Genomic DNA, 25,475 nt, shown 5'->3' with positions numbered 1-25,475 from the left:
AATGCGCCACCCCATTATATTGGCCGCCTGCATTGCAGGCGCGACTATTGTTTCAGGCTGTGGTGACAAGTCTGGTGACAACGCCGTTTCACGTGCATTTCAAGATGTGAATGTCATTGATGAAACCAACCTTAACGATGTGATGCTGACCGTCGCGGATCCGAACGAGGCGGTGAACTACTTTTCCCGCACCGCGCAGGAAAACCCCGACCGGATCGAAATCCAACGTGGACTGGCGAAATCCTTGGTCCGTGCAAAACGCTATCCCGAAGCGGCAAGCGTTTGGGCAAAGATCGTCAAAATGGAAGACGCGACACCGGATGACAGTGTTGATTATGCCGACGCGCTGATCCGCTCTGGCGATTGGGCAAAGGCTGAAAAGACATTAGACACAGTGCCCCCGACCCATGAAACCTATAACCGCTACCGGCTTGAGGCGATTGTCGCTGACAGCAAGCAGGAATGGGAAAAGGCCGACAGCTTTTACGAAATCGCAATCGGCCTGACCATGCAGCCCGCGTCGGTTATGAACAACTGGGGCTATTCCAAACTGACCCGCGGCGAATACAAAGCGGCCGAACGCCTGTTCGGCGACGCGATCCGGCAGGACCCGACCCTGTTTACCGCCAAGAACAATCTGGTTCTTGCCCGTGGCGCGCAGCGCGAATATTCGCTCCCCCCGATCGAGATGGACCAAACAGAACGCGCGCAGCTTTTGCACACGCTCGCCCTATCAGCGATCAAGAAAGGCGATGTCGAAACCGGCAAAGGCCTGTTGCAAGACGCCATCAGCACCCATCCGCAGCATTTTGAAACCGCCGTTCGGTCACTGCGTGCTTTGGAAAACTCGGGCTAACCGGTGATGTCGATCACCGTTTACGCAGCCCTATGGTTCCTGCCCTTCGTCGTGCCCCTGTGCCTCTATGCGGCCTATACGGATATGGCGTCGATGCGGATAACGAACCCGACGGTGTTGGCTTTGGCGGCGGTTTTCGTGGTGATCGGCCCGATTGCGCTGCCCTTTGAAACCTATCTTTGGCACCTGCTGGCGATGGCAATCGCGTTGGTGGTCGGCATTTTTCTGAACGCTGCCGGGGTCATGGGGGCGGGCGACGCAAAATTTATTGCTGCCGCTGTTCCCTTTGTCGCCCTGGGTGATCTGCGTCTTATGCTTGCACTGCTTATGGCCACAATTCTGGCTGCTGCCGCCACCCACCGCGGTGCCAAATACACCCCGATCCGCAAGATGGTGCCCCACTGGACCAGCTGGGACCAAAGCAAGAAATTCCCGATGGGCTTGGCCCTTGGCCCTACCCTTGCCATCTATTTGATCCTTGGTGCGCGTTTCGGGGCCTGATTTACGCCATATTCGCCCGTTAACCAGATCGCGAAATCCGATCCGTTGATCTAAAGGGCCTTGTCATGAATGTGCAAACCTCTGCTGTGATGGCACCACCACCGCCACGCACCATCCAAGACATGAAATTGCCCGTGGTCATGATGCGCGATATCATGATCAAAACCATGTTCCGCAAGAACGTGACACAGGTCAGCGAAACCGCCGACGCGCTGTGCTTGCCGGTGCAGGTCACCCAAGAATTGATCGACATGGCCCGCGACCAACGCCTGGTCGAAGCGACGGGCACATTAAACGCCAATAATAGCGCCGAAATGGGATACCAGCTGACGGATCTGGGCAAATCACGCGCGCTCGACGCCTTGGCGCAGTCCGAATATTTCGGCCCGATGCCTGTCCCGCTTGATGTCTACCGCGAACAAGTCGAACGCCAATCCGTGCGCAACATGCAGATCACCCGCACCCAGCTTGAACGTGCAATGGGTCATCTTGTGTTGCCTGACGAACTGCTTGGCAATCTGGGGCCTGCTGTGTCTGCGGGTCGGTCCATTCTGATGTATGGCCCGCCGGGCAATGGCAAATCCAGCATCTCGAACGGCATCCGCGCCGCCCTCGGCGACGAAATCTATGTGCCGCGCGCAATCGAATATGCCGCGCAGGTGATCACCGTTTATGATCCCATCGTGCATTGCGCCATCGCGCCCGAGGAACAGAACCCCAATGCCCTGCGCCGCATCACCAGCTATGACAGCCGCTATGTGAAATGCGAACGGCCCACGGTTATCACCGGCGGGGAATTGTCCCTTGATATGTTGGATCTGGTGTATAACCCCACGGCCCGCACCTATCAGGCCCCGCTTCAGCTAAAAGCAACCGGCGGTATTTTCATCGTCGATGACCTTGGCCGCCAGAAAGAAAGCCCCCAAAGCATCGTCAACCGCTGGATTGTCCCGCTTGAAGAAAACAAGGATATCCTTGCCCTTCAGTCCGGCGAAAACTTCGAGGTGCCGTTCGACACGCTGGTGATCTTTTCGACCAACTTCCACCCGAACGAAATCTTCGACCAAGCCGCCCTGCGCCGCATTTTCTTCAAGATCAAGATCGACGGGCCGGACCAGAAAAACTTCCTCAAGATTTTTGCGATGGTTGCAAAAAACCGCAAGATGCCTTTGGATGAAGCCACGGTGGTCCATTTGCTCAACACCAAATACCCCACGATCGACAACAGCTTTGCCAACTATCAGCCGGTGTTCTTGATCGACCAGATCATCGCCATCTGCGACTTCGAAGGAATACCCTACCAAATGACCCCCGACCTGATGGACCGTGCCTGGGCCAACATGTTCATCGACGAAGAAGACATCGCGAAATGATGCAATGCGGTCTTTGATCGGCATCGCAGGCTGTGGCCGCATGGGCGCGCCCATGTTGGCTGCACTGCGCGCGGCCGACCTGCCCGCGCGCGGGTACGACGTGGTGCCGTCCGAGGTGGATCACATCACCGACGACATCGCCGTCTTCTCCGAAGACCTTGATACCCTGATCACCGTCGTGCGCGACATTGATCAAACCGATGCGGTTCTGTTTGGGGATCAGAATTTCACCGCCATTCCCAGCCTGCGCCGCATCATCCTATGCTCCACCCTCAGCCCCCGATATGTGCTGGGTCTGCGCGACCGTGTGCCGTCTCACATCACGCTGATAGATGCACCTATGTCTGGCGCGCAAATCGCCGCTGAACAGGCGCGGCTCAGCTTTATGCTGGGCGGTGACAGCGATGATCTGCACGCAGCACAGCCACTGTTCAACGCAATGGGTAAGCATTTCCATCATATGGGCGCGTATGGCGCAGGCATGCAGGCCAAGGTCCTCAACAACCTGCTCGCCGCCAGCAACACCGCAATGACCCGGCTCGTACTGGACTGGGCCGATCAATCAGGTCTGGACGAGGGCAAGCTCCTGAACCTGATCCACACGTCCTCGGGTCAGAACTGGTTCGCATCCGGTTTTGATGACATCGAATTCGCCCGCGACGGCTTTGCCCCCGACAACACCATCGGTATTCTGGTCAAAGACGTCGCCAGCGCCCTCGACGCGGCCCCAACGGGCACCAACACAGCGCTCCCCGAACTCATCCAAACAGCCATCAAGAACCTCAAGCCTCGCCCCTGATTTCATTTTGCCATGTAAACTCCGGGGGTGTGGGGGCTGGCCCCCACTCGAATTCTGCGACAAGGCTGGCCCCCAAGCAGACCCATGCTATCTAAACACCATGCATTCTTTACCGCCCCAATTCACCCAATGGTTCGCGAGCAAAGGCTGGACGGTTCACCCCCACCAGCAAGACATGCTCGACCGTGCAGATGCCCCGGCCTTGCTGCTGATCGCCCCCACGGGCGGCGGCAAGACGTTGTCCGGTTTCCTGCCCACCCTTGTCGATCTGGCCGATGGCGATCACGAAGGGATGCACACGCTCTATATCTCCCCGCTCAAGGCGCTGGCCGCTGATATCAAACGCAACCTCACCACGCCGGTCACCGAAATGGGGCTGCCGATCCGCATCGAAGATCGCACCGGCGACACCTCGCAAACGCGCAAACGCCGCCAACGCGCGGACCCTCCACATATCCTGCTGACCACCCCCGAAAGCCTCGCCCTGCTCACCTCCTACGAGGATGCACCGCGCATGTTCAAAGGCCTGAAACGTGTGGTGATTGACGAAATCCATGCGCTGGCCGAAAGCAAACGCGGCGATCAGCTGATGCTGGCCTTGGCGCGGCTGCAAACACTATGCCCCGATCTGAAACGTGTGGGCCTGTCGGCCACGGTTGAAGACCCCGCTGCCATCGCCCATTTCATGGCCCGGCACCCAGATCACTGCCCCATCCTCTTGGCCGACCCCGGCCCACCCCCCGACATTCAAATGCTCCGCACAGCCGAGGCACCCCCCTGGGCTGGTGGCGGTGCGGCCTATGCGATTCCCGCCGTTCTTGATCAAATCCGCCAACACAACACGACGCTGATTTTTCATAACACCCGCGCACAGGCCGAGATTTTCTTTCACAACCTGTGGCTGGCAAATGACGACAGCCTGCCAATTGGTATCCATCACGGCTCTCTCGACCGTACACAGCGCGAACGTGTCGAGGCCGCAATGGTACGCGGCGATCTGCGGGCAATCGTTTGCACCGGCAGCCTTGATCTGGGCATCGATTGGGGTGATGTCGACCTGGTGATCCAGATCGGCGCGCCCAAGAATGTGAAACGTCTTGTCCAACGCATCGGACGCGCCAACCACCGATACAATGCACCGTCCAAGGCCCTGCTTGTGCCCGCCAACCGGTTCGAAGTCGTCGAATGCGTCGCCGCACTCGAGGCCGTGTTGGATGGCGAGCTGGACGGAGAACCGCGCGGCCTCGGCCCCCGCGACGTATTGTGCCAGCATATCCTGATCGCGGCCTGCGCAGGCCCGTTTGACGCAGATGCGCTGTTTACCGAAGTGATCTCTGCCGGGGCATATGCCACCCTGACACGAGCGGAATTCGACGCCTGTCTCGATTTTTGCGCGACCGGCGGATACGCCTTGCGGGCCTACGACAAATGGCAACGGCTCGCGCAAAGGGACGGTCTGTGGTCTTTGCGTGATCCCCGCAGCAGCCAGCGCATCCGTATGAACATCGGCACTATTCAGGACACCGACACCCTCAAAGTCCGCATGAAACGCAACCGTGGCGGCAAACCGCTGGGCGAGATCGAAGAAGGCTTTGCCGCGTCCCTTACGGCTGGCGACACATTTTTGATCGGCGGCCAGATCGTGAAATACGAAGGCCTGCGCGAAATGACCGTCGAGGTCAGCCGCGACTCCGCCAAAAAGCCGCGCATCGCATCGTTCATGGGCACGAAATTCGCCACCTCAACGCAGCTTTCTGCACGGGTCCAGCGGATGTTCACCCAAGACAGCTGGCCCGAACTACCAGATCACACGGCAGAGTGGCTGACCCTGCAACGCGAGGTCAGCCAGTTGCCGCAGCCCGGCCGCTTGTTGATCGAAAGCTTCCCCCATGACGGGCATGCGCAAACCGTGTTCTACGGCTTTGCGGGGCGCAACGGGCAGCAAACGCTTGGCCTGCTGCTCACCAAACGGATGGAGGACCTTGGTCTGCACCCCCTCGGCTTTGTCGCAACGGATTACGCCACATTGATTTGGGGCCTTGATCCGGTTACGGACCCCACCCCTTTACTCGATCCGATGGCGCTACAAGACGGGCTGGATACATGGCTGGCTGGCAATGCCATGATGAAACGAACCTTCCGCGCCTCTGCCGCGATCGCAGGCTTGATCGAACGCAACACACCCCAGGCCCGCAAGTCTGGCAGGCAGGCAACGTTCAGTTCCGATATCCTCTACGACACGCTTAGCAAATACGACCCCGACCATCTCATGCTCGACATCACCCGCCAAGAAGCCCTGCGCGGCTTGGTCGACTTTGGCAGGATCCAAGAGATGCTCGCCCACATTGATGGCCGGATCGATCATAGGATTCTGCCCAAAGTCAGCCCCCTTGCAGCCCCCCTGTTTCTAGAGATGGGGCGCGTCCCGGTGAAGGGCGAAGCAGAAGAACGCTTGCTTGCGAGGGAATCTGCCCGGTTGATGGAAGCATCAGGACTGGCCAATATTACGCCCGCCCCTTCGGACAAACCCCGGTGGCGCGTCGGGTGGTAAACACGACCCCCTCAAAAGGCTGCAACGCGCGGGTTTTGAGTATTTTTAAAAGGGTGAAGATCGGAAGACGTCCCGGTTAGACACAATAGCCCTTCCAAGACGCCTTCACCCTTTACGGCCATCGGCTCTCCAGCCTGTACCGCACTGTGAGCATAATCTCTGCGTCGTTAACGGCGCGTGAACGCCTTCGGCTTCACCCTTTTACAAATACTCATAGCGTCAGCCTATCGGCCAATGGTGACGCCTGCATCCCTCTTGCAGTTGGCGCATCAATACCCCATGAACGAAGCATGAACTTAGGCTATGATTTTTCTCTGTCCGGCGCGCGGTTGACGGCGCTTGGCTCTGGCGCGCTTTGGTGGGCCGAGCACGGGTTGCTGTGTATTTCCGATCTGCATTTGGGGAAATCCGAGCGCATCGCGCGGCGCGGTGGCACCACGTTGCCCCCGTATGAGACGCGCGATACCTTGACCAAACTGGCGCATGATCTTGAACGCTGTGATCCGCAGATTGTTATCACATTGGGTGACAGCTTTGATGACTTAGGCGCGGCAGAAGCTTTGCCTGCCGACGAGCGTGCTTGGATCGCCCGATTGCAAGCTGGCCGCAAATGGGTCTGGATCGAAGGCAACCACGACCCCGGCCCTGTAGAACTTGGCGGGACACATCTGAGCGAGTTTAAACAAGACGCATTGGTTTTCCGGCACATCGCAACACAGGGCGCGCAGGGCGAGGTTTCGGGGCATTACCATCCCAAAGCCGCGTTAAGCCTAAAGGGGAGAAACATCTCACGGCCTGCGTTCGTCTATGATGATACCCGCCTGATCTTGCCTGCCTACGGCACCTATACCGGCGGGTTGAGGACAAGCGCGGATCCACTCCGCTCGCTTATGTCGCCGCAGGCCTGCGCCATTCTTACGGGGCCTCACCCCACCGCTGTGCCAATGCCGCGATAGACGTTTGCATGTTCTTCGGAATATGCCAGCTTGGCGCAAAAGGAGCACCACATGGACGCAGCGATAAAGACCCGAATTCACGCCAGTTTTGATGCGCAATCCATGATGGCAACCTTGGGGGCCACACTAGCGGAAGTGTCGCTTGGCACTGTCAGAATTGAAGCACCCATTTTGCCAATCGCGCTTCAACAGCAGGGGTTCGGTCATGCGGGCCTGACGTTCTCTATCGGCGACAGTGCGGCTGGCTATGCTGCCTTGACCAGTCTGCCGCTGGACATGGAGGTCGTCACGGCCGAGATCAAAATAAACCTGATCGCACCCGCGCGCGGCGACCGGCTGATCGCGATTGGCAAGCTGATTAAGCCCGGCAAACGGCTGTGCGTGGTCACATCGGAAGTATTTGCGGTTGAGAACGGCCAAGAGAAACTGATTGCGATCCTGCAAGGCACGATGGTGCCCGTGCCCGCCTAGATAAGGCCCGCCTCTATCACCGCTGGTCGAAAGCTCCGGCTGACAGGGATTTCTTCCCCCGACTTGAGCACCAAGAAATCGCGCCCTTGGACACGGCGGTGCTGCGCGACGGCATTTGTGGCGACCCAATGTGATCGATGGACCTGCAACCCATCTGCAGCTTGCAGCGCGGCAACAGCATCTTGAAGGCGCAGCAGCACAAGCGCGCTGCCCTTCTGGGTTACCACATTCAAGTAATGATCCTGCGCTTCGATCCTGATCAGCGGGCCGCGCCGGTCCAGCGGAAGGTGCCGCAGAAACGCCGCCTCTGGATCACGCACTGGCATCTCAGCTTGTGGTATAAAAACATACCGTGCCAAGGCGACCCCGCCATGCACGACCAGCACAGTCACCGCGATGATCACGCTCAGGTACAACAGCTGGCCCGCGCCGCGCCACTCTGGGAACACCCAGCTGTTCAAGGCGTGAATAAGCGCTGAAAGAGCAATAACAAAACCGCCCCAAAGCGCGATGTGTTTCCAAACAGGCGCGCCCTTTGCCGCGTACAGCACTAGCGCTGATCCGAACACTGACAGCGCAATGACCCCCACCCAATAGATCAACCTAAGTCCGGGCGTCAAAGCGTCATGAGTGCCAAACGGTCCCGCAATCGTGCTTAGCACAGTTGCCAGCACCCAAGCGCCAAGCCACACCAACTGGCCTTTTCGTTCACGACGCGTCGATGACATTCTTAAACCCAACCTGCAATTCACGAAGCCCCAGTGCCGTTCGCGCAAACCCGCTTGGGCTCAGCACGCCAAGTCTGACACGCAAGGGGCAGTGAACACAACGGAGTTTCCAAATGTCCCTGTCCCCGCTTTTGAACGCCAGCTTGGTAATTCAGATCCATACGTTTCTTGCCATTGCTGCGGTCATCCTCACCATCGCTATCTTTACACTACCACGCGGGTCCACCGCGCACCGCTGGATCGGATGGACTTGGGTCACCCTTATGGCAATCGTCGCACTTAGCAGTTTTGGCATCCATGAGATTGGCCTGATCGGCCCCTTTGGCCCGATCCATATCCTGTCGGTCTTTGTGCTATTTCAGCTGGCGGTGAATGTCCGTGCCGCCCGAACCAGAAACATCCGGGGCCACGCCCGGGGCATGAAGCTGCTGACCCTAGGCGCGCTTGTGGGCGCAGGGGCCTTCACCTTCCTGCCTGGGCGGATCATGTATCAGGTGGTGACCGGCGGTTAAGCGGTCAGCCCCTCAGGCTCGGCCAGACCATTTGCGCGGCAACAAGCAGTGACGGTATTGGCCAACAGGCAGGCAATCGTCATCGGGCCAACGCCACCGGGCACGGGGGTGATCGCACCCGCAACTTCGACACAGCTGGCGAAATCCACATCACCTACCAGACGTGTTTTGCCTTCGCCCTTTTCCGGCGCGTCAAGGCGGTTGATCCCCACATCGATGATGGTGGCACCGGGCTTGATCCAATCACCGGGGACCATCTCGGGGCGGCCAACGGCGGCGACCACAATATCCGCACGACGCACGACATCTGCCAAGTCTTTGGTCCGCGAATGGGCAATCGTCACGGTGCAACTGTCATTCAGCAAAAGCTGCGCCATCGGTTTGCCTACGATATTACTGCGCCCGATAATCACCGCGTCCATGCCAGACAGGCTGCCATGGTGGTCACGCAACATCATCAAACACCCCAGCGGCGTGCAAGGCACCATCGATTTTTGCCCGGTCCCCAACAACCCGACATTCGAGATGTGAAACCCGTCGACATCCTTGGCAGGGTCAATTGCGTTGATCACCAGATCTTCGTTCAGATGCTTGGGCAACGGCAGCTGCACCAAAATCCCGTGGATTTCCGGATCAGCGTTCAAATCAGCGATCAACGCCAGCAAATCAGCCTCGGCCGTATCAGCATCCAAGCGATGCTCGACCGATTTCATCCCGACCTCGACGGTCATTTTGCCCTTGGAACGCACATAGACTTCGGATGCCGGATCGGACCCAACCAAGACAACCGCCAGCCCCGGCGTGATCCCGTGATCTGCCTTCAGCCGCGCCACATGGGTGCCAACCTGCCCCCGCACGCGGGCTGCGAACTCTTTGCCGTCAATGATCGTTGCTGTCATGGAAACCGTCCTTCATCTTCTCTGGCTCTTAAATATCCCTGCCAGAGGCAGGAAAGGGCGCGGGGGTATTCCCCTGCACCCTTTTCATAAGGCTTTAGAACAGACCTTCAACATCACCGACGTCATTCAGGCGAATATTCTCGGCTGATGGCACGCGCGGCAGCCCCGGCATGGTCATTATTTCACCACAGATCGCCACGACAAACCCGGCCCCTGCAGACAGACGCACCTCGCGGACCGGAATGTTGAACCCCGTTGGCGCGCCGCGGCGTTCAGGATCGGTGGTAAAGCTATACTGCGTCTTGGCCATACAGACCGGTAGATTGCCGTATCCCTGTTCTTCCCAATCCTTCAACTGGTTCAGGATTTTTCCATCCATCACTGCCGCATCTGCGCGGTAAATCTTGGTCGCGATAGTGTTGATCTTATCGGCAAGGCTCATCTCGTCCGGATAGATCGGGGCGAAATTCGCCTCACCCTTTTCGATGACTTCAACCACTTTGGTTGCTAGATCCGCTGATCCTTCGCTGCCCAGCTCCCAGTGCCGTGACAGGATCGCTTCTGATCCCTGGCTGGCGACATAATCCTTAACCGCCTGCACCTCGGCATCGGTGTCGGTGACAAAGTGGTTGATCGCAACAACCACGGGCACGCCAAAGGATTTCAGGTTCTCGATATGCCGACCAAGGTTCGGACAACCGGCCTGCACCGCTTCGACGTTCTCGGCCCCCAGATCGGCCTTGGCGACGCCGCCGTTCATCTTCATCGCGCGCACGGTGGCGACGACAACCACACAAGACGGGGCCAGCCCGGCTTTGCGGCATTTGATGTTCAGGAACTTCTCAGCCCCCAGATCCGCGCCAAAGCCCGCTTCGGTTACCACATAATCCGCCAGCTTCAGCGCCGTGGTTGTGGCAATAACCGAATTACAGCCATGGGCGATGTTGGCAAAGGGACCGCCATGCACAAAGGCTGGGTTGTTCTCAAGCGTCTGAACTAGGTTCGGCTGCATCGCATCTTTCAGCAGCACGGTCATCGCGCCATCCGCCTTGATATCGCGCGCGTAGATCGGTTTGCGTTCGCGGGTATAGGCGACGATCATATCGCCAAGTCTCTTTTGCAGATCGCCTAGGTCTTTGGCCAGACACAAGATCGCCATCACCTCGGACGCGACGGTGATGTCGAAACCGGCCTCACGTGGGAAACCGTTTGATACGCCGCCCAGCGATGCGGTGATCTGGCGCAGGGCGCGGTCATTCATGTCGACAACCCGCCGCCACACGACGCGGCGCAGGTCGATCTCGAGATCATTACCCCAATAGATATGGTTGTCGATCATCGCGCTCAGCAGGTTATGCGCCGAGGTGATCGCGTGAAAGTCACCGGTAAAATGCAGGTTCATCTCTTCCATCGGCACGACCTGAGCATAGCCGCCCCCCGCGGCCCCGCCCTTCATGCCAAAGTTCGGGCCCAGCGACGCCTCGCGGATACAGATGGCTGCGTTTTTGCCGATACGGTTCAGCCCGTCGCCCAAGCCAACGGTTGTGGTTGTCTTGCCTTCGCCTGCGGGTGTCGGGTTGATCGCAGTCACAAGGATCAGCTTCCCATCGGTGCGGTCCTGAACCGAGTTGATGAAAGACTGCGATACCTTGGCTTTGTCATGCCCGTAGGGCAGCAGATCATCGCTGCTAATGCCCAGCTTTTGGCCGATTTCCTGAATGGGTCGCTTTGACGCTTCCCGTGCTATTTCGATATCGGTCTTAAAAGCCATTCTGTGATCTCCCTATCGCAGTGGTTGTGTTTTTCCCTGCATACGCGGCCAACACCACATACCGACGGCGCATTTCCGACATTTCCACCGCTTGATGCGGCGATCAGGCCGCCATGCGTTTCATTTTGTATCTATTTTTTATGTTTTCCCGCGATCTGGCCGCTTTAGCTGTGCGTCCACGCCCGCTGATCCGGGATGAACAACTGCAAGCGGTCCCCGACTTTCAGCGCCCCTTCCCGCTCGATCCATCCGGTCACACCGCGTCGGCCTTTGGCTGCCGCTTTGAACTGGGGGCCGTGGCCGGGGCTGTCTTGTTCAATCTCGCGTCCGGGCAACACGCAGGGCCGATTTTCCATATCGATCGTAATCGTCGCCCCCGAAACCGCCTGAAGCCGCGCACTGGGCGGAACATGGGTAAAGTCCGGTATCCCCTCGATCACCATCGATGTCCCCAAATGCTCAGGCTCCAATGTCTCAAGCCCCATTTCCGCTGCGGTCTGGGCCATTTCCTCGACCGAGAGGATCGACAGTTGGCGCACATTCGCGATCTCGGTCCCTTGGGCATACACATTTTTCACGCGCACGCAGGATGGGCGGGTCAGCCCGGCATGTACGTCTTCTTCAAACCCTGCATAGCTGGCGAAGACTTCATCGCGCGGTTCTGCGCGGATGCCCTTGGCAAGTTTCGGCACGACCCCAAGCCATGTGATGGTGGCCACGAAATCGGTTTTCTTGAGGGTGGGCATCCTGACAATCCTTTAACAAACACGTGCCATCAGATTGCGCGGTGCCGCCACAAAAGAAAAGGCCCCGCTGGTGCAGGGCCTCGTGATTTATTTTGATGGTGCCATCAACAATGTTGATCAGGCCGTCGGTTCAGGCTCAAGCCCACCCGAGGGGGGCGATTTTTTGCCCTTGGCCTTGGGGATCGATGTGACACTTGGCTTGTCCATGCCGCTGGTGTCTTCGCCGTCAGGGTCCTGTGGTGGCTTGCCATCCATGATGCGCTGGATCTCTTCGCCGGTGAGGGTTTCATATTCCAGCAGGCCTTGGGCCAGACGCTCGAATTCTTCCTCATTTTCAGAGATCAGCTTGAACGCACGATCATAGCCGGTGTCGATGATGGCTTTTACTTCGCTTTCGATCAGTTCCTTGGTCGCGGCAGAGACACTAAAGCCACCGGCCCCGCCATTGGCCTGATAGCCAGCAGCAGCTTCGGAATAGTCGATGTTACCGACCTTATCCGACATGCCCATGCGCATCACCATGCCGCGCGCCAACTGGCTTGCCTGCATGATATCGCCCATCGGGCCAGAAGAGACACTGTCGGCACCGTATTTAAAGATTTCAGCCGCTTTGCCCGCCATGGTCATGGCGATCTTTTGTTCGGCTTCGTCTTTGAACATTTGCAGCTTGTCCATTTCAGGCAGGCTCATCACCATGCCCAAGGCACCACCGCGCGGAATGATTGTGGCCTTATAAACGGGGTCACATTTATCCAGCTTCATACCGACGATGGCATGGCCTGCTTCGTGATAGGCGGTTTTCTCTTTCTGGTCTTGGGTCAGAACCATCGAACGCCGCTCGGCACCCATCATGATTTTGTCCTTCGCAGATTCGAAATCCATCATCGCCACGAAACGACGGCCGACGCGTGCAGCTGTCAAAGCAGCCTCGTTCACGAGGTTCGCCAGATCGGCACCGGAAAAGCCCGGTGTACCACGTGCAATGATCCGCAGATCAACATCAGGCCCAAGCGGTGTCTTGCGCGCATGGACGCCAAGAATTTTCTCGCGGCCTTTGATGTCGGGGTTGCCGACGCTTACCTGACGGTCAAAACGACCCGGACGCAGCAACGCAGGGTCCAACACATCTTTGCGGTTTGTCGCCGCGATGATGATCACACCTTCGTTGGCTTCAAAGCCGTCCATTTCGACCAGCAACTGGTTCAACGTCTGTTCGCGTTCGTCATTGCCGCCACCATAGCCGGCACCGCGCGAACGGCCCACGGCATCGATTTCGTCGATGAACACGATACATGGCGCGTTTTTCTTGGCCTGTTCAAACATGTCGCGCACACGGGATGCACCCACACCAACGAACATTTCGACAAAGTCAGACCCTGAAATGGTAAAGAACGGCACGCCAGCCTCGCCCGCAATCGCACGCGCCAGCAATGTTTTACCGGTACCGGGAGGGCCCTCAAGCAATGCGCCTTTGGGGATCTTACCGCCAAGGCGGCTGAATTTTTGCGGGTTGCGCAGGAATTCAACGATCTCTTCCAGCTCTTCCTTGGCTTCGTCGATGCCAGCAACGTCGTCAAACGTCACGCGGCCATGCTTTTCTGTCAGCATCTTGGCCTTGGATTTACCAAAGCCCATGGCCCCGCCTTTGCCGCCACCCTGCATGCGGTTCATGAAATAAATCCACACACCGATCAGCAACAGGATCGGCAACAGCGACATCAGGAATGTCTGGAAACCAGATTGCTGCTGCGGCTCGGCGCGCACGGGCACATCATTTGCCATCAGCAATGACGTGACTTCGGCGTCTTGTGGCATGATCGTGACATAGTCAGAGCCATCAGCACGGCGGAAGCGAACTTGCTCGCCATCCAGCGTGACATTGCGGACATCGCCCGCCTCGACTGCTGTTACAAATTCGGAATAGCTGATTTCGCGACTTTGCAGGCCGCCGGTTGATCCGCTGAACAGGTTGAACAACGCCAACACCAACAACATCAACACGACCCAAAAGGCGAGATTACGCATATTACCCAAGGAAACTCTCCTAAATCCGGGGGACGACATCAAGACGATGTGCCCGTTGTCTATAAGATAGAGACGCTGGGCGCATGTTCAATGCGTTATGTGTGCGGCAAAAAATGTATCTTCACCGCGATTAAGCCGTGCTTGCCAGTTTTGCGGCCAACCAGCAAGGGGTGCAGCGATCAAGCGCGCGCCATTCCATACTGCCGGTGTCGATAAAAGCACGGCACGCGGAATGCCCAAGGCGCGCCAATCTGTGCAGTACTGTAACCCTTCGGCCCCAAGCGCGCAAAGGGTTGGGCTGTCTTTTGGCCCAATTTCGCCCAAGGGCGGCACCAGATGCCATCGGTTATCCCACATTTCCCCCGGTTTTGCCTGCGTATGGGCGACCGCATTCAACTCTCTGAAAATCCAAAGAGTTTTATCCTTTCGCCGCAACTCGCAGCCTTGCAAGGTGGCCGACGGCGCATGTTCAAGCGCGTCCAACACAGACATGATCGCGCTGTTGCGGGGCGCGTAATAGGCGCCGTTCACCCATTTTAACGCATGCACAATAAGGCGTCGGCGCAGTTCGGGATGTTGGGCGGCCAGTGCTTTTTCGCTGATGGCGACAGCGCCCGACTGCAGCGTCACAATATCGCGGGCAATTGTAAGCATTTGATGATTCAGGGCGTCTTTTGCGGCCGACAGGTTCTGCGACACATCGCTGATCGCATCTGCGTCGATTCCCAATTCGGATAGAATCGACAATGCCTTGCGGGTTCGAACACGGTCAAACCGGTCGTCATCATTGCTTGGGTCATCGACCCATCCGATATTCTGCCCGGTCAGATAATCACGTAACTCTAGCCTGCGCGCCCGCAAAAGCGGTCTGACCCATTGCATGCCTTCACGCTCGAAACTTTGTGGCATCGCGGCCAAACCGTCGACACCCGCACGCCGCCCGACTCGCATCAGAAAGGTTTCTGCTTGGTCGTCCATGGTGTGGCCAAGGGCGATGCAATCCACCCCCAACTGCTGCCCCCATCGCGCCAGCAGACCATAGCGGGCTTTTCGGGCCTCGCCCTGCAGATTGCCGCTGCGATCCCAGTCTTTCCAATCAAGCGTATGATGGCTTAGCCCAAGCTGCGCGCAGACAGACGCAACCATCGCCGCCTCGTCGGCCGCTTCGGCGCGCAATCCGTGATTAACCGTCGCAACAAAGATTTTGATACCGCGATCAAGCGCGAAACTGTGCATCAGATGCAGCAACGCCATAGAATCGCTGCCGCCTGAAACGGCGACCCCGATGGCCTTTGGGGGAGTGTTTAGAAACTGGTCAGCGATCAGCCGCGCCAGGTCAACCGTCATTGGATCACTGGCAATTCAGCGCAGCACGCTCGCTTGCGGCTTGCGACACAAAGGGGCTGGTTGGAAAGCGCGTTGCGACCTCGCCCAGCGTCACACATGCCTCTTGAACCTGATTAAGCGCGCCAAGGGCCTTGCCCAAGTGGAACAACGCTTCGGGGGCCGTCGGGCCAACCGGATCAGCGCTAAAGCTGGCAAGGTAGGCGCGCGCAGCTTCGCGTGTATCGCTTAGCCCGCTTAATGCTTCACCCCGGCGCAAATCGGCTTCGGGGCCTAGCGGGCCACCTGGGTAGGTCTGATTAAAGGTCGCAAATTGGTCCGCGGCGGCGCGAAAGTCACCGGCAGCGAGCGCCGCCTTCGCCCGCTCAAAATCATCAGCTTCGCCCACGGCAAGTTCGGCAGTGTTAGTAGGTGTCGGCGCGGTTGTCGGCACATTGGTAACCGGTGCTTCGCCCCCGCCAAGGGTCGAGGTTTCACCGATTGCGCCGACATCACCGCCTTCAAGTTCGACCAAACGGAATTCAAGATCGCCAATCCGGTTTGTACCATCGACAACAACACGGTTGATCTTGTTCTCAAGCTCTTCGGTTTTGGAGGTCAGACGCTGCAGTTCGCTTTCCATCGCGTTCATGCGATCCAGCACGGACCCACCGGTCAGGTTCAAAGATGCCCCGCCGGTGGTGGAAAGTTCGCGCCGCAGCTTTTGAACTTCGACATTTAGAACGGTCAGTTCCTGACGCACATCCGCCAAGGTTTGCGTATCTTGCGCCTGTGCGGCGACAGGCCCAAAGGCCAGCCCCAACACCACCATCATAACAAACCGCATTGTCATTATCCTAACCGTTTCGTTCTAGTTTAGCTCGACAAACCACCGGCCAGCACTGTGACGGCGCGGCGGTTCTTGGCATAGCACGCTTCTTGCGAACACACTTCGATCGGGCGTTCTTTGCCATAGCTGACAGTGCGCAAACGGTTGCCGGCGACGCCGCGTGATACCAGATATTCGCGTGCAGCATTTGCCCGGCGTGCGCCAAGGGCAACGTTGTATTCACGTGTGCCTTGTTCGTCTGCGTGGCCCTCGATGACGGCCTGATAATCGGTGTTGGTGTTAAGCCAGTTGGCTTGGCCGTCCAATGTCGCCTGACCGGCTGGGGTCAATGACGACTGGTCAATATCGAACAACACACGGTCACCGATAGACTGCTGAAAATACGCGGTAGATGCGGGATCATTTGCGCTGCCGGGGATGATGCTGCCGTTTGCGCCGGTCAGGCCGCCCGCACCATTCATGTTATCACCGCCAAAGCGGTTTGGGTTTGTACACGCCGACACGGCAAGCGCGGCGATCAAAAGAGTGCTGGTCAGAATACGGTTCATGGGGTCTGCCTCTGTAAAGTTGGCGTTAATCTAGTTTCATTTGTGTTAGCACAGCGCCTTGGCGTTGGGAATCACCAAGGGTTAGTACTGGAGCGGCGACCATGACGGGTCAGACCCGCCTTCTTGGGTGCGCACAGGTTTCAGGTTTCGGCCCGAGATATCGACGGAGTACAACGAGGACGATCCACCGATCCCTTGGGTTTCGCGCGCAAACATGATCACGCGGCCATTGGGGGCCCATGTCGGACCTTCATCCAAGAATGACGCCGTCAGCAAACGTTCTTCGGAGCCGTCCAAACGCATCACACCGATATGAAAACGACCTTTGTTCTGTTTTGTGAACGCAACAAGGTCGCCGCGCGGGGACCAGACAGGCGTGCCATAACGGCCTTCACCAAACGAAATACGCTGCGCCTCTCCGCCGCTGGCGGACATGACATATAGCTGCTGGCTGCCTGAACGGTCGCTCTCGAACACGATCTTGCTGCCGTCCGGCGAATAGCTGGGTGCCGTTTCAATTGCTGGCGTATTCGTCAGGCGCACAGATTGTCCGGTGCCAATATCCATTGTGTAGATATCGGTGTTGCCCCCTTGGGTCAGCGAATACACAACCGTATTACCCGAAGGCGAGAAACGCGGCGCAAAGCTCATCGTGCCCTCCGCGCTTTCCAGAACGCGGCGTTGCACGGACCCGATATCGAGCACGTAAATCCGCGGGAAACCGCTTTCGTAGCTGGTATACAGAATACGGTCACCCGTGGGCGAAAACCGCGGGGCCAGTACGATCGACGAACTGTCGGTCAGATAGCGCACGTTGGCACCGTCATAATCCATGATCGCCAGACGTTTTTGACGCTCATCCTTGGGGCCTGTTTCAGACACGTACACAACGCGGCTGTCGAAATATCCGCCCTCGCCGGTGATCCGCGAATAAACCGCATCCGCGACCTTGTGTGCCATGCGACGCCAGCCATCGATGGTACCGGAAAATTGCAAGCCAGAGCCTAGTTCAGCCCCCGAGAACACATCGTAAAGGCGAAACTTTACGTTCAGCGTATTTCCCGAAACGCTGACGGCACCAGTGATCAGCGCCTGCGCGTTGATCGCCTTCCAGTCGGCATATTGCACCGGCGCGTTAAAATCGCTGACCGTTGAGATGAACGCACTTGCCGGGATTTCGCGGAATAGACCGGAGCCAACCAGATCTTCAGAAACCACGCGCGCCAGATCGACAGCCATCTGCCCTGCATCGCCGCTTTCGGGTTGAAAGGTTGGCACGGCAAAGGGCAACGGTTCGATCACGCCTTCCGTGATTTCGATCCGCAATGGGCCTTGCTGGGCTTGGGCGGTTCCTGCAACGGCACAGATCAGTGCCAGACACATGCTCAATACTCGTAAAATCATTTGATGCGCATCCTTTCAGGATTAAAGGTCATCTCAATATTCTGCCATTGGCTAAATTTATCTACAGGGAGCTGATATCCACGCGATCCGCAGCGGATAATTGCCCGTCTGGCCGCCTCGAACGCTTGGCCTGCAGCGGCTGGCGAACCACCCGAACTGCTTGTCATGGTAATGCTATTGGTCTGCGGTGTACCATCTTGGTTCATCTGCACGCTGACGATGACGGTGGTGCGCAACGCCTCGGACGATAGCGATCCCACGTTCCAACACGCCGAAACCGCCAGGCGCAGCGATTCTTTTTCGCCGCTCGACAATGGTGGGCCGGATGGGGCTGCGGCCGGCGATGCAGGCGCAGGTGGCGCGGGTTTCTCCTCGCCGCCCATAGCCTCGGCCAGGGCCGCCGCAACGGCATCTTGATCAACAGCGGGCTGCGCCGGTTTTGGCGTTTCAACAGGTTCGGCGACCTGTGGTGCAGGTGGTGTCGGACGGCGCGCAGGCGGGCGCGCAGATTGATTGGGTGCGGCTTTTGGGGCCTCGGCAGCCTCGGTAACAATCTCTGTTGTTGCCTCTTCGGGTGCCGTTGCTTCCTGCGCCTCTTCCACGACTTTATCGGCCGGGGCATCAGGCGTGGCGGCTTCCTGCTCGATCACGTCAGTGCGTGCCTCTGGGTCAGGTTGTTCAACGGCTTCGGGTGCGACACGGTCAACCGGGCGCGGCACAGCCACAGGTGCAACCTCGGGGACCAGAACGGCGACCTCGGCTGGGGGGTCCGGCCGTTCCGGTGCGGTTTCGCTCACCTCAGTCGCAGGGGGCGGCGGGGTTGGCTCAACAACTTCAGGCTCAGGCTCCGGTGCTTCAGGCTGAATGGGTGTCGGTTGCTGAATTTCAGGTTCCTGTGCCACCTCGGGCGTCTCGGCTGGCGCTTGCGGTGCTTCGGGTTGCGGGACCTCGGTCAATTCCTCAGAAGATTGCGATGCCGCCACGATGGCATCAAACTCGGCTGCAGACAGTACCGACACTTCTTGCATCTGAAATGGTTCTGGGTCCGGCCTGAAAACGCCGCCAAACAGCAAAAAGGCAATCAGCCCGACATGCCCTGCACCAGAAATGTAATGCCCCGTGTGCATGGTTAACCGCCCGACGTCCCTGTGCCGTCCAGCTTTGGGCCACCGGTTTCAGTCACCAGACCAATGTTCGAAAAACCACCTGCGTTCAGGGCACCCATCACTTCCATGACCATGGCATAGGAAACCGCCCCATCCGCGCGCAGGAACACACGGTCGCTTGCGCGCTCTGTCGCAATCGCGCGCAGCTTGGCAATCAGATCATCGCGTTCTGTTGGCGTCTTTTGAATTTGCACGGATCCATCCGCCAAAAGCGTGATGGTCAACGGTTCCTCTTGATCCGAGGGCAAGGCCGTCGCCGCCGTTTTCGGCAACTCAACGGGAACGCCCACCGTCAACAGCGGGGCCGCAACCATAAAGATGATCAGCAGCACCAGCATAACATCCACGAAAGGCGTAATGTTGATCTCGGCCATCGGTTGCGCGCGACCGCGACGCCGCCCACGCCCGCCACCGCCTGATTTTTTTGCGATACCAGCGCCCATCGGTCAGCTATCCAACTGGCGGCTTAGGATGGTCGCGAATTCATCGGCGAATGCCTCGTAGCCGCCCAAGATACGGTCTGAATCCGCACTTAACTTGTTATAAAAGATAACCGCTGGAATAGCCGCCAGCAGGCCAATACCTGTCGCCAAAAGCGCCTCGGCGATACCGGGGGCCACGACAACAAGGCTGGTATTTTGCTGCGATGCGATTTCGATAAACGAATTCATGATGCCAAAAACCGTACCGAACAGCCCCACAAACGGCGCTGTTGATCCGACGGTCGCCAAGACAGGCAACCCCTTTTGCAGTTTTTCGGCTTCCTTGGCGATTGCCACATCCATCGACCGGTCAATGCGCGCCGTGGCACCGGGGATCAGATCACCATCATCACGATGCGACCTGCGCCATTCCGTCATCCCTGCGGCAAAAATCTTTTCCGCCGCCCCGTCCGGATCAGGCCCGATTGTGTCGTACAACCCATCCAAAGGTTCGCCCGACCAGAACGCCCGATCAAAGGCATCCGCTTCGGCGCGGAACCTGCGGTACTGCATGATTTTCTGAACAATGATCGACCACGACCAGAAAGATGCGACCAGCAAACTGATCATGACTAATTTCACGGTGAATGTCGCGCGCAGGAATAACCCCAAGAGCGAGAAATCAATCTCGCTCGCCGCCGCCAGCGTCTCTGCTTCCATCGGTTCTGCTCTTTACTAAAGGCCCCTTTCGGGGCTGTTCCGCCTCAACGGCCCTGTTTTCCAAGGCGCTATTTGGCACAAGCTTAGCCGAGTGCAATGTCGATTGCTAGGATTATGGCATCAAACCGCGTGTCACAGCGGCAGTGAGCGGAGTTTCGCTGGCAATCTACAGGGTTTCCCGCTGCTGGCGATGCAGACAATCGTGACGGCGGCACGAAACAGCAACGTCTCGTCGCGCCAGACCTCTTGAGCCATTTCCATACGTGCTGGCCCAATGGATGTCGCCCATGTGCGCACCTCCAGCAGGTCGTCAAAAACCGCCGGCGCAATATAATCCGCCTCGACCCTGCGCACGGCGAAAACCACACCGTCTGCTTTCATCTCAAGCTGGTCGATCCCGATCTCACGCACCCAGTCGCTGCGCGCCCGCTCAATATACCGCAGATAATTTGCGTAATAGACGATGCCCGCCATATCGGTGTCTTCATAATAAACGCGAATGGGCAGGACATGGGTCATTGGGGTTTGTTTAACCTCGCAAAAAGGCGTAGCGCATGGGATGCATCCTGCGCGACAGGCGGCAATACAGGATCATAAGCCGCCCGCAAAAGCGCGGCAACATCAGGCCGCAGGATCGTCGTCCCCTCTGCCACAGCCAAGGGCGATTTATCTTTAAAGGCGGTATCGGACCAAAGCAGAAAGGACTGTACAATCTGGCTCAGCGCCAAGGTCTGTGCAGGAACAGCGCTTAGATGTTTGTCCATACGTAGGAATACAAAGCAGGCTTTGATCGCGCCATCCTCGTCAAACCGGAACAAGCGGTACTGATTGGCATCGACGTCTTTCAGCTTCTCGACCAAAGGCTTCAAATCTGGCACCAGCCGGTCCAATCCGGGCACGTCCGGCAATTCATCCCATTCCTTGAAAAAGAACATCATCAGATTGCTGCCCAATTCAGGATCAGTCTCAGCAATCTTGTGACCGGACAGCACGCAAACAGCCTCAAGCGCGCCCTTGATGACAGACAATGTCGCATCATCCACCCCGAATACCACGGGGGACACTGGCCGGCCCCAGCGTGCAAATGCAAAATCGCCGCTGGCCCGTGTGAACAGTTTCTCGATATCTTGTGGTGTCATCAGGTCTTCCAAATGGTCTAAAATCCTCGCCGAAGGCTGCGCTGCGTCAGCCAAACAGGTCTGCCCGTGGTTTTGGCGGCGCCATCCCCAAATGGGTCCACGCCTTTTGCGCCAGCATCCGCCCGCGTGGCGTGCGTTGGATCAAACCTTGCTGCAGCAAAAACGGCTCGATCACCTCTTCCAGCGCGTCACGCGACTCCGACAGGGCAGCGGACATTGTTTCAATCCCAACCGGCCCGCCTTGGTAATTCTCGGCGATCAACCGCAGATACCGACGGTCGGCGCTGTCCAACCCCAACCGATCCACGCCCAGCCGCGTCAGCGCCATGTCGGCCAACTCCTGCGTCACGCGGCCATTGCCCTCGACCACTGCGAAATCAACGACGCGCCGCAGCAGACGCCCTGCAATCCGCGGCGTGCCTCGGGCACGTTTTGCGATCTCGCGTGCGCCCCCTTCATCTGCGGGTGCACCCAGCTTGCGGGCATTGCGGTCCACGATGATAAACAACTCGTCCTCGGTATAGAACTCAAGCCGCGTCGGAATGCCAAAGCGGTCGCGCAGGGGCGTGGTCAGTAGGCCCATCCGCGTCGTGGCACCCACCAGCGTAAAGGGTTGCAGCTCAATCCGCACGGTCCGCGCAGCAGGCCCCTCGCCAATCACCAAATCCAGCTCGAAATCCTCTAGCGCGGGGTACAATACTTCTTCGACAGCGGGGTTCAGCCGGTGAATTTCGTCAATAAACAATACATCGCGGGCTTCAAGGTTGGTGAGGATCGCAGCCAGATCGCCAGCTTTGGCCAGCACCGGCCCAGAGGTCATACGAAACCCCACGCCCAATTCACGCGCCATAATCTGCGCAAGGGTCGTCTTGCCCAAACCGGGGGGGCCATGAAACAACGTGTGGTCCATGGCCTCTTCGCGTTGCTTGGCGGATTGGATGAAGACCTTGAGGTTCGACCGCGCCTCGGCTTGGCCCACGAATTCATCCAGCATCTGCGGTCGCAGCGCGCGATCAAAATCCTCTGGCAGCGGGTCGGGCCGCAAGGTGGGGTCGCTATCGATCATTCAATTTCCAAAACTCTGGGGCGGTCGTTTGCCAATGGCCCCACTCTACCCTTTGGGCGCAAGAAGTTTCAACGCCGCGCGGATCAAGGCCGGCGTTTCCGCATCAGGGTTTTCGCCAGCGGCTTGCGCCACCGCCCCTGCGGCATCGCCGGGGCCATATCCCAAATTCGCCAGCGCCGAAAGCGCCTCGGACTGCGCGGATTGGTTCGCCGATGGTTTGGATCTGCTTCTCGGCGCGGATGGCTCGATCACTTGTGCGGCTTCAACCTCGCCATGGGCTTCGGCCAGCGTGCCTGTCATTGCCATGACACCCGGTGCCTTATCCTTGAGGTCCAGAACCACGCGCTGCGCGATTTTCGGGCCGACACCTTTGGCCGCTTTGACAGCATTCCAATCGCCCAATGCGATGGCGCGGCTGACCCCGTCTGGGCCAAGGGCCCCCAAAATCGCCAATGACGCTTTGGCCCCGACCCCTTGAACAGAGGTCAGCAAGCGGTGCCATTCCTTTTCCACAAGGGTCTGGAAGCCGAACAATTGCATCAAGTCTTCGCGCACAACCAAATCGGTGAACAGGGCAACCGCGTCTCCCACACCGGGGAGGGCAGCCAATGTACGGTCAGAGCAATACACCAAATATCCGACGCCGCGCACATCGATCAGCACGTGATCAGGGGCGCGGTAATCGATGCGGCCTGTAATCTTCCCAATCATGCGCTTGCCCTCGCCACGGCTTGCGCCAGCGTACTGGCCCCGCCGTGATGGGCGTGACAGATCGCAATGGCCAGCGCATCGGCCGCATCCGGACCTGCGATTTCGATCCCCGGCAGTTGCATACGCACCATATGCATTACCTGCCCCTTATCGGCATGGCCCACGCCCACAACTGTCTTTTTAACCGTATTGGGCGCGTATTCCCCGACCGTCAGGCCCGCTTGGGCAGGGACCAGCATCGCGATCCCCCGTGCTTGGCCCAGTTTAAGCGTGCCTGCACCGTCCTTGTTGACGAATGTCTGTTCAACGGCGGCGGTTTGCGGACGATAGGTGACCATAATTCTGGTAAGCTGGGCATGCAGCGACAATAGCCGCGACCCAAGATCGGGGCCCTCGGACACACAAACCCCATTTGCGACATGACTTATCCGGCTGCCGGCGACATCAATGACACCCCACCCCATGTTGCGCAGCCCCGGATCGATGCCAATTACCCGTATCATGTGCTTATTTACCTCAGTTTTTACTTATTTTGAGAACTAGCACAAAACACGAACATCCACCAAGGTTTTTCCGACATGCCTTGAAAACGCCGCAATTGCCGACGCTTGCGGCAAAAACAGTACAAAAGCGACACTCGGCACGCTGTGCGCGTCGCCAGCACCTGTCGCAGATTAACCATATTTTATTAGAGGTTTCGGATTTATGCTGCCATGCAGAAAACGCAGATCACACATGCAAGTCTGGGTGTTGTCGGAAGTTTTCAAATTGCCTAGTTGCCGAGCATAACGATGCAACTATCAGCTTTTTGAAATCCAAGGATGACGACAATGTCTATGTTCTACACACCTACAACAAACTACGCGACGGCTTCCACAGTCAACCGCGCATTCTCCCACCTGGGCGACATCATTGCCAGCGTTATTGCCTGGAACGATGCACGCGTAACACGCAACGCTTTGTCTTCGCTGACAGACCGTGAACTGGATGATATCGGCCTGACACGCGGCGATATTGAAAACGTCGCGCTGAACCACTTCGTTCGCTAACGCGCTATGCCAGACCCAAGCCCCAAGGGCAGTCCGCTGGACAGAAAATAGCCACGCTTACCAAACGGTAGCGTGGCTTATTTTTTGGGGTGTTCGGGTTTGTATGGGGGGTTTCGGGGGCGCAGGTGACGTTTCCTAATATCCGCGTCGAGCCCAAAGCGAAAAGCCAGTGTTGATCACCTTATTAAATCGTGACCGTAGCTAGAACCCTCAATTTGACCAATACAGAACAACACCATCGCGTTGCCCGTGGCGTGATACATAATCAAAAATAACATCCTTTTGCATCCAATATCTTGAGATAAAATCAGCATTTATGCAATAGTGACGCGCTATGTCTCTGGCCGCGCTTTGGCCGTTGAATTGATGAAGTCGCTCATGGAGATGGAGTTTTTGAACAAAATTCTGCCAACTCTCGCGCTGAGCAGTTGAAAGCGCATCCAAATTGGTATGTTGTGGTAGGCTAATCGTTGTATGGATGTTTACTTTGCAAACCCAATTCCAACGAACCTGCCACTCCGTCAAACCGGCAGCACCTTTCGGACCTAACTCCGAGAGCTGTGTGAGCATGTCAGTACGGTTGGTGGCAGTCACTTGATAGTAAACGACTTCTTCTGATTCACTTACTGCAAGCGGATACGAAAGGTTTATAACTATGAGGGCCAAAATAGCAAAACCTACGAAGGCACCAACAAATTTCATATCCATAAATCCGTAGTTTTAACGATCTTCCACTTAAAGAGGGAGGTGGCATTTTTCACAAGTGCCTGTCTTGTAGACCTGCTCTGTTGGCTCTCGCCAGAACGTGTGTGCCGCGAAGGTCCGAAAGGTCCGCTTTGCGGACCAACGCTATATGCAGGTCCCACAAATCCGTAACACTCAAACGATA

The 25,475-nt window shown here is 57.6% G+C and carries 27 protein-coding genes; 9 read left to right on the top strand and 18 right to left on the bottom strand.

Annotated features, from left to right (window positions below; all coding sequences use genetic code 11):
* The first annotated feature begins 1 nt into the window (after position 1).
* The 7 genes from AADJ11_RS04875 (at position 2) to AADJ11_RS04845 (ending at position 7,507) form a co-directional block, all read left to right on the top strand.
* Positions 2 to 856, top strand: a complete 855-nt coding sequence (locus AADJ11_RS04875) for a tetratricopeptide repeat protein (RefSeq protein ID WP_341233409.1) — start codon at positions 2 to 4, stop codon at positions 854 to 856.
* A gap of 6 nt (positions 857 to 862) precedes the next feature.
* Positions 863 to 1,357 (top strand): prepilin peptidase, encoded by a 495-nt coding sequence (locus AADJ11_RS04870; RefSeq protein WP_341233408.1) that lies wholly within the window; start codon positions 863 to 865, stop codon positions 1,355 to 1,357.
* A 65-nt stretch (positions 1,358 to 1,422) separates the two neighbouring features.
* A complete protein-coding gene (locus AADJ11_RS04865) occupies positions 1,423 to 2,730 on the top strand; it encodes an ATPase (RefSeq protein ID WP_341233407.1) in 1,308 nt (435 codons plus the stop codon).
* Between the two features lie 4 nt (positions 2,731 to 2,734).
* On the top strand, positions 2,735 to 3,529 hold the full coding sequence (locus tag AADJ11_RS04860) for an NAD(P)-binding domain-containing protein (RefSeq protein WP_341233406.1): 795 nt from the start codon (positions 2,735 to 2,737) through the stop codon (positions 3,527 to 3,529).
* A gap of 100 nt (positions 3,530 to 3,629) precedes the next feature.
* The gene (locus tag AADJ11_RS04855; RefSeq protein ID WP_341233405.1) at positions 3,630 to 6,080 is read left to right on the top strand and encodes a ligase-associated DNA damage response DEXH box helicase; all 2,451 of its coding nucleotides are present in this window, start codon (positions 3,630 to 3,632) and stop codon (positions 6,078 to 6,080) included.
* A 290-nt stretch (positions 6,081 to 6,370) separates the two neighbouring features.
* Positions 6,371 to 7,036: a ligase-associated DNA damage response endonuclease PdeM gene (gene pdeM / locus AADJ11_RS04850; protein WP_341233404.1), complete on the top strand. Its 666-nt coding sequence runs from the start codon at positions 6,371 to 6,373 to the stop codon at positions 7,034 to 7,036.
* Positions 7,037 to 7,087: 51 nt separating this feature from the next.
* The gene (locus AADJ11_RS04845) at positions 7,088 to 7,507 is read left to right on the top strand and encodes a PaaI family thioesterase (RefSeq protein WP_341233403.1); all 420 of its coding nucleotides are present in this window, start codon (positions 7,088 to 7,090) and stop codon (positions 7,505 to 7,507) included.
* On the opposite strand, the gene AADJ11_RS04840 is transcribed toward AADJ11_RS04845, so the two are convergent.
* Entirely contained in the window at positions 7,504 to 8,235 is a 732-nt protein-coding gene (locus AADJ11_RS04840) for a LytTR family DNA-binding domain-containing protein (protein ID WP_341233402.1), read from the bottom strand. The genes AADJ11_RS04845 and AADJ11_RS04840 overlap by 4 nt on opposite strands.
* A 113-nt stretch (positions 8,236 to 8,348) precedes the next feature.
* Here AADJ11_RS04840 and AADJ11_RS04835 point away from each other — a divergent pair, with 113 nt between their 5' ends.
* The gene (locus AADJ11_RS04835) at positions 8,349 to 8,747 is read left to right on the top strand and encodes a DUF2306 domain-containing protein (RefSeq protein ID WP_341233401.1); all 399 of its coding nucleotides are present in this window, start codon (positions 8,349 to 8,351) and stop codon (positions 8,745 to 8,747) included.
* On the opposite strand, the gene folD is transcribed toward AADJ11_RS04835, so the two are convergent.
* From folD to ruvC, 16 genes are all read right to left on the bottom strand, one after another.
* Entirely contained in the window at positions 8,744 to 9,646 is a 903-nt protein-coding gene (gene folD / locus AADJ11_RS04830; protein ID WP_341233400.1) for a bifunctional methylenetetrahydrofolate dehydrogenase/methenyltetrahydrofolate cyclohydrolase FolD, read from the bottom strand. The two genes, AADJ11_RS04835 and folD, sit on opposite strands and share 4 nt — an antisense overlap.
* Positions 9,647 to 9,740: 94 nt before the next feature.
* Positions 9,741 to 11,417, bottom strand: a complete 1,677-nt coding sequence (locus AADJ11_RS04825; RefSeq protein ID WP_341233399.1) for a formate--tetrahydrofolate ligase — start codon at positions 11,415 to 11,417, stop codon at positions 9,741 to 9,743.
* Positions 11,418 to 11,581: 164 nt separating this feature from the next.
* Positions 11,582 to 12,163: a sulfurase gene (locus tag AADJ11_RS04820; protein WP_341233398.1), complete on the bottom strand. Its 582-nt coding sequence runs from the start codon at positions 12,161 to 12,163 to the stop codon at positions 11,582 to 11,584.
* A 117-nt stretch (positions 12,164 to 12,280) separates the two neighbouring features.
* Complete coding sequence (gene ftsH / locus AADJ11_RS04815; protein WP_341233397.1) at positions 12,281 to 14,197, bottom strand: ATP-dependent zinc metalloprotease FtsH; 1,917 nt, start codon at positions 14,195 to 14,197, stop codon at positions 12,281 to 12,283.
* 78 nt (positions 14,198 to 14,275) lie between these two features.
* Positions 14,276 to 15,535: a tRNA lysidine(34) synthetase TilS gene (gene tilS, locus AADJ11_RS04810; RefSeq protein ID WP_341233396.1), complete on the bottom strand. Its 1,260-nt coding sequence runs from the start codon at positions 15,533 to 15,535 to the stop codon at positions 14,276 to 14,278.
* A 4-nt stretch (positions 15,536 to 15,539) separates the two neighbouring features.
* Positions 15,540 to 16,358: a tol-pal system protein YbgF gene (ybgF, locus tag AADJ11_RS04805; RefSeq protein WP_341233395.1), complete on the bottom strand. Its 819-nt coding sequence runs from the start codon at positions 16,356 to 16,358 to the stop codon at positions 15,540 to 15,542.
* Positions 16,359 to 16,387: 29 nt separating this feature from the next.
* A complete protein-coding gene (gene pal / locus AADJ11_RS04800; protein ID WP_341233394.1) occupies positions 16,388 to 16,909 on the bottom strand; it encodes a peptidoglycan-associated lipoprotein Pal in 522 nt (173 codons plus the stop codon).
* 81 nt (positions 16,910 to 16,990) lie between these two features.
* A complete protein-coding gene (gene tolB, locus AADJ11_RS04795; protein ID WP_341233667.1) occupies positions 16,991 to 18,292 on the bottom strand; it encodes a Tol-Pal system beta propeller repeat protein TolB in 1,302 nt (433 codons plus the stop codon).
* A gap of 17 nt (positions 18,293 to 18,309) precedes the next feature.
* The gene (locus AADJ11_RS04790; RefSeq protein WP_341233393.1) at positions 18,310 to 19,440 is read right to left on the bottom strand and encodes an energy transducer TonB; all 1,131 of its coding nucleotides are present in this window, start codon (positions 19,438 to 19,440) and stop codon (positions 18,310 to 18,312) included.
* Between the two features lie 2 nt (positions 19,441 to 19,442).
* Entirely contained in the window at positions 19,443 to 19,922 is a 480-nt protein-coding gene (gene tolR, locus AADJ11_RS04785; protein ID WP_219578819.1) for a protein TolR, read from the bottom strand.
* Between the two features lie 3 nt (positions 19,923 to 19,925).
* Positions 19,926 to 20,621 carry a protein TolQ gene (gene tolQ, locus AADJ11_RS04780; RefSeq protein ID WP_093916841.1) on the bottom strand — a complete coding sequence of 232 codons (696 nt, stop codon included), beginning with the start codon at positions 20,619 to 20,621 and terminating at the stop codon, positions 19,926 to 19,928.
* Positions 20,622 to 20,753: 132 nt separating this feature from the next.
* A complete protein-coding gene (gene ybgC / locus AADJ11_RS04775) occupies positions 20,754 to 21,140 on the bottom strand; it encodes a tol-pal system-associated acyl-CoA thioesterase (protein ID WP_341233392.1) in 387 nt (128 codons plus the stop codon).
* Positions 21,137 to 21,760, bottom strand: a complete 624-nt coding sequence (locus AADJ11_RS04770; protein WP_341233391.1) for a hypothetical protein — start codon at positions 21,758 to 21,760, stop codon at positions 21,137 to 21,139. The genes ybgC and AADJ11_RS04770 overlap by 4 nt, the downstream gene beginning before the upstream one ends.
* A gap of 46 nt (positions 21,761 to 21,806) precedes the next feature.
* A complete protein-coding gene (gene ruvB / locus AADJ11_RS04765) occupies positions 21,807 to 22,826 on the bottom strand; it encodes a Holliday junction branch migration DNA helicase RuvB (RefSeq protein WP_341233390.1) in 1,020 nt (339 codons plus the stop codon).
* A 45-nt stretch (positions 22,827 to 22,871) separates the two neighbouring features.
* Positions 22,872 to 23,537: a Holliday junction branch migration protein RuvA gene (gene ruvA, locus AADJ11_RS04760; RefSeq protein WP_341233389.1), complete on the bottom strand. Its 666-nt coding sequence runs from the start codon at positions 23,535 to 23,537 to the stop codon at positions 22,872 to 22,874.
* Positions 23,534 to 24,040 carry a crossover junction endodeoxyribonuclease RuvC gene (gene ruvC / locus AADJ11_RS04755; RefSeq protein ID WP_339760465.1) on the bottom strand — a complete coding sequence of 169 codons (507 nt, stop codon included), beginning with the start codon at positions 24,038 to 24,040 and terminating at the stop codon, positions 23,534 to 23,536. Before ruvC ends, ruvA begins: the two co-directional genes overlap by 4 nt.
* Positions 24,041 to 24,367: 327 nt before the next feature.
* Between ruvC and AADJ11_RS04750 the strand changes: the two genes are divergently transcribed.
* The gene (locus AADJ11_RS04750; RefSeq protein WP_219578825.1) at positions 24,368 to 24,586 is read left to right on the top strand and encodes a DUF1127 domain-containing protein; all 219 of its coding nucleotides are present in this window, start codon (positions 24,368 to 24,370) and stop codon (positions 24,584 to 24,586) included.
* A 210-nt stretch (positions 24,587 to 24,796) separates the two neighbouring features.
* On the opposite strand, the gene AADJ11_RS04745 is transcribed toward AADJ11_RS04750, so the two are convergent.
* The gene (locus AADJ11_RS04745) at positions 24,797 to 25,288 is read right to left on the bottom strand and encodes a DUF922 domain-containing protein (RefSeq protein ID WP_341233388.1); all 492 of its coding nucleotides are present in this window, start codon (positions 25,286 to 25,288) and stop codon (positions 24,797 to 24,799) included.
* Between the last annotated feature and the right edge of the window lie 187 nt (positions 25,289 to 25,475).

The organism is uncultured Sulfitobacter sp. (assembly GCF_964021855.1).
Lineage (GTDB): Bacteria > Pseudomonadota > Alphaproteobacteria > Rhodobacterales > Rhodobacteraceae > Sulfitobacter.
Note: the sequence above shows the minus strand (reverse complement) of the source record. Positions and strands in the feature narration are given on the sequence as shown.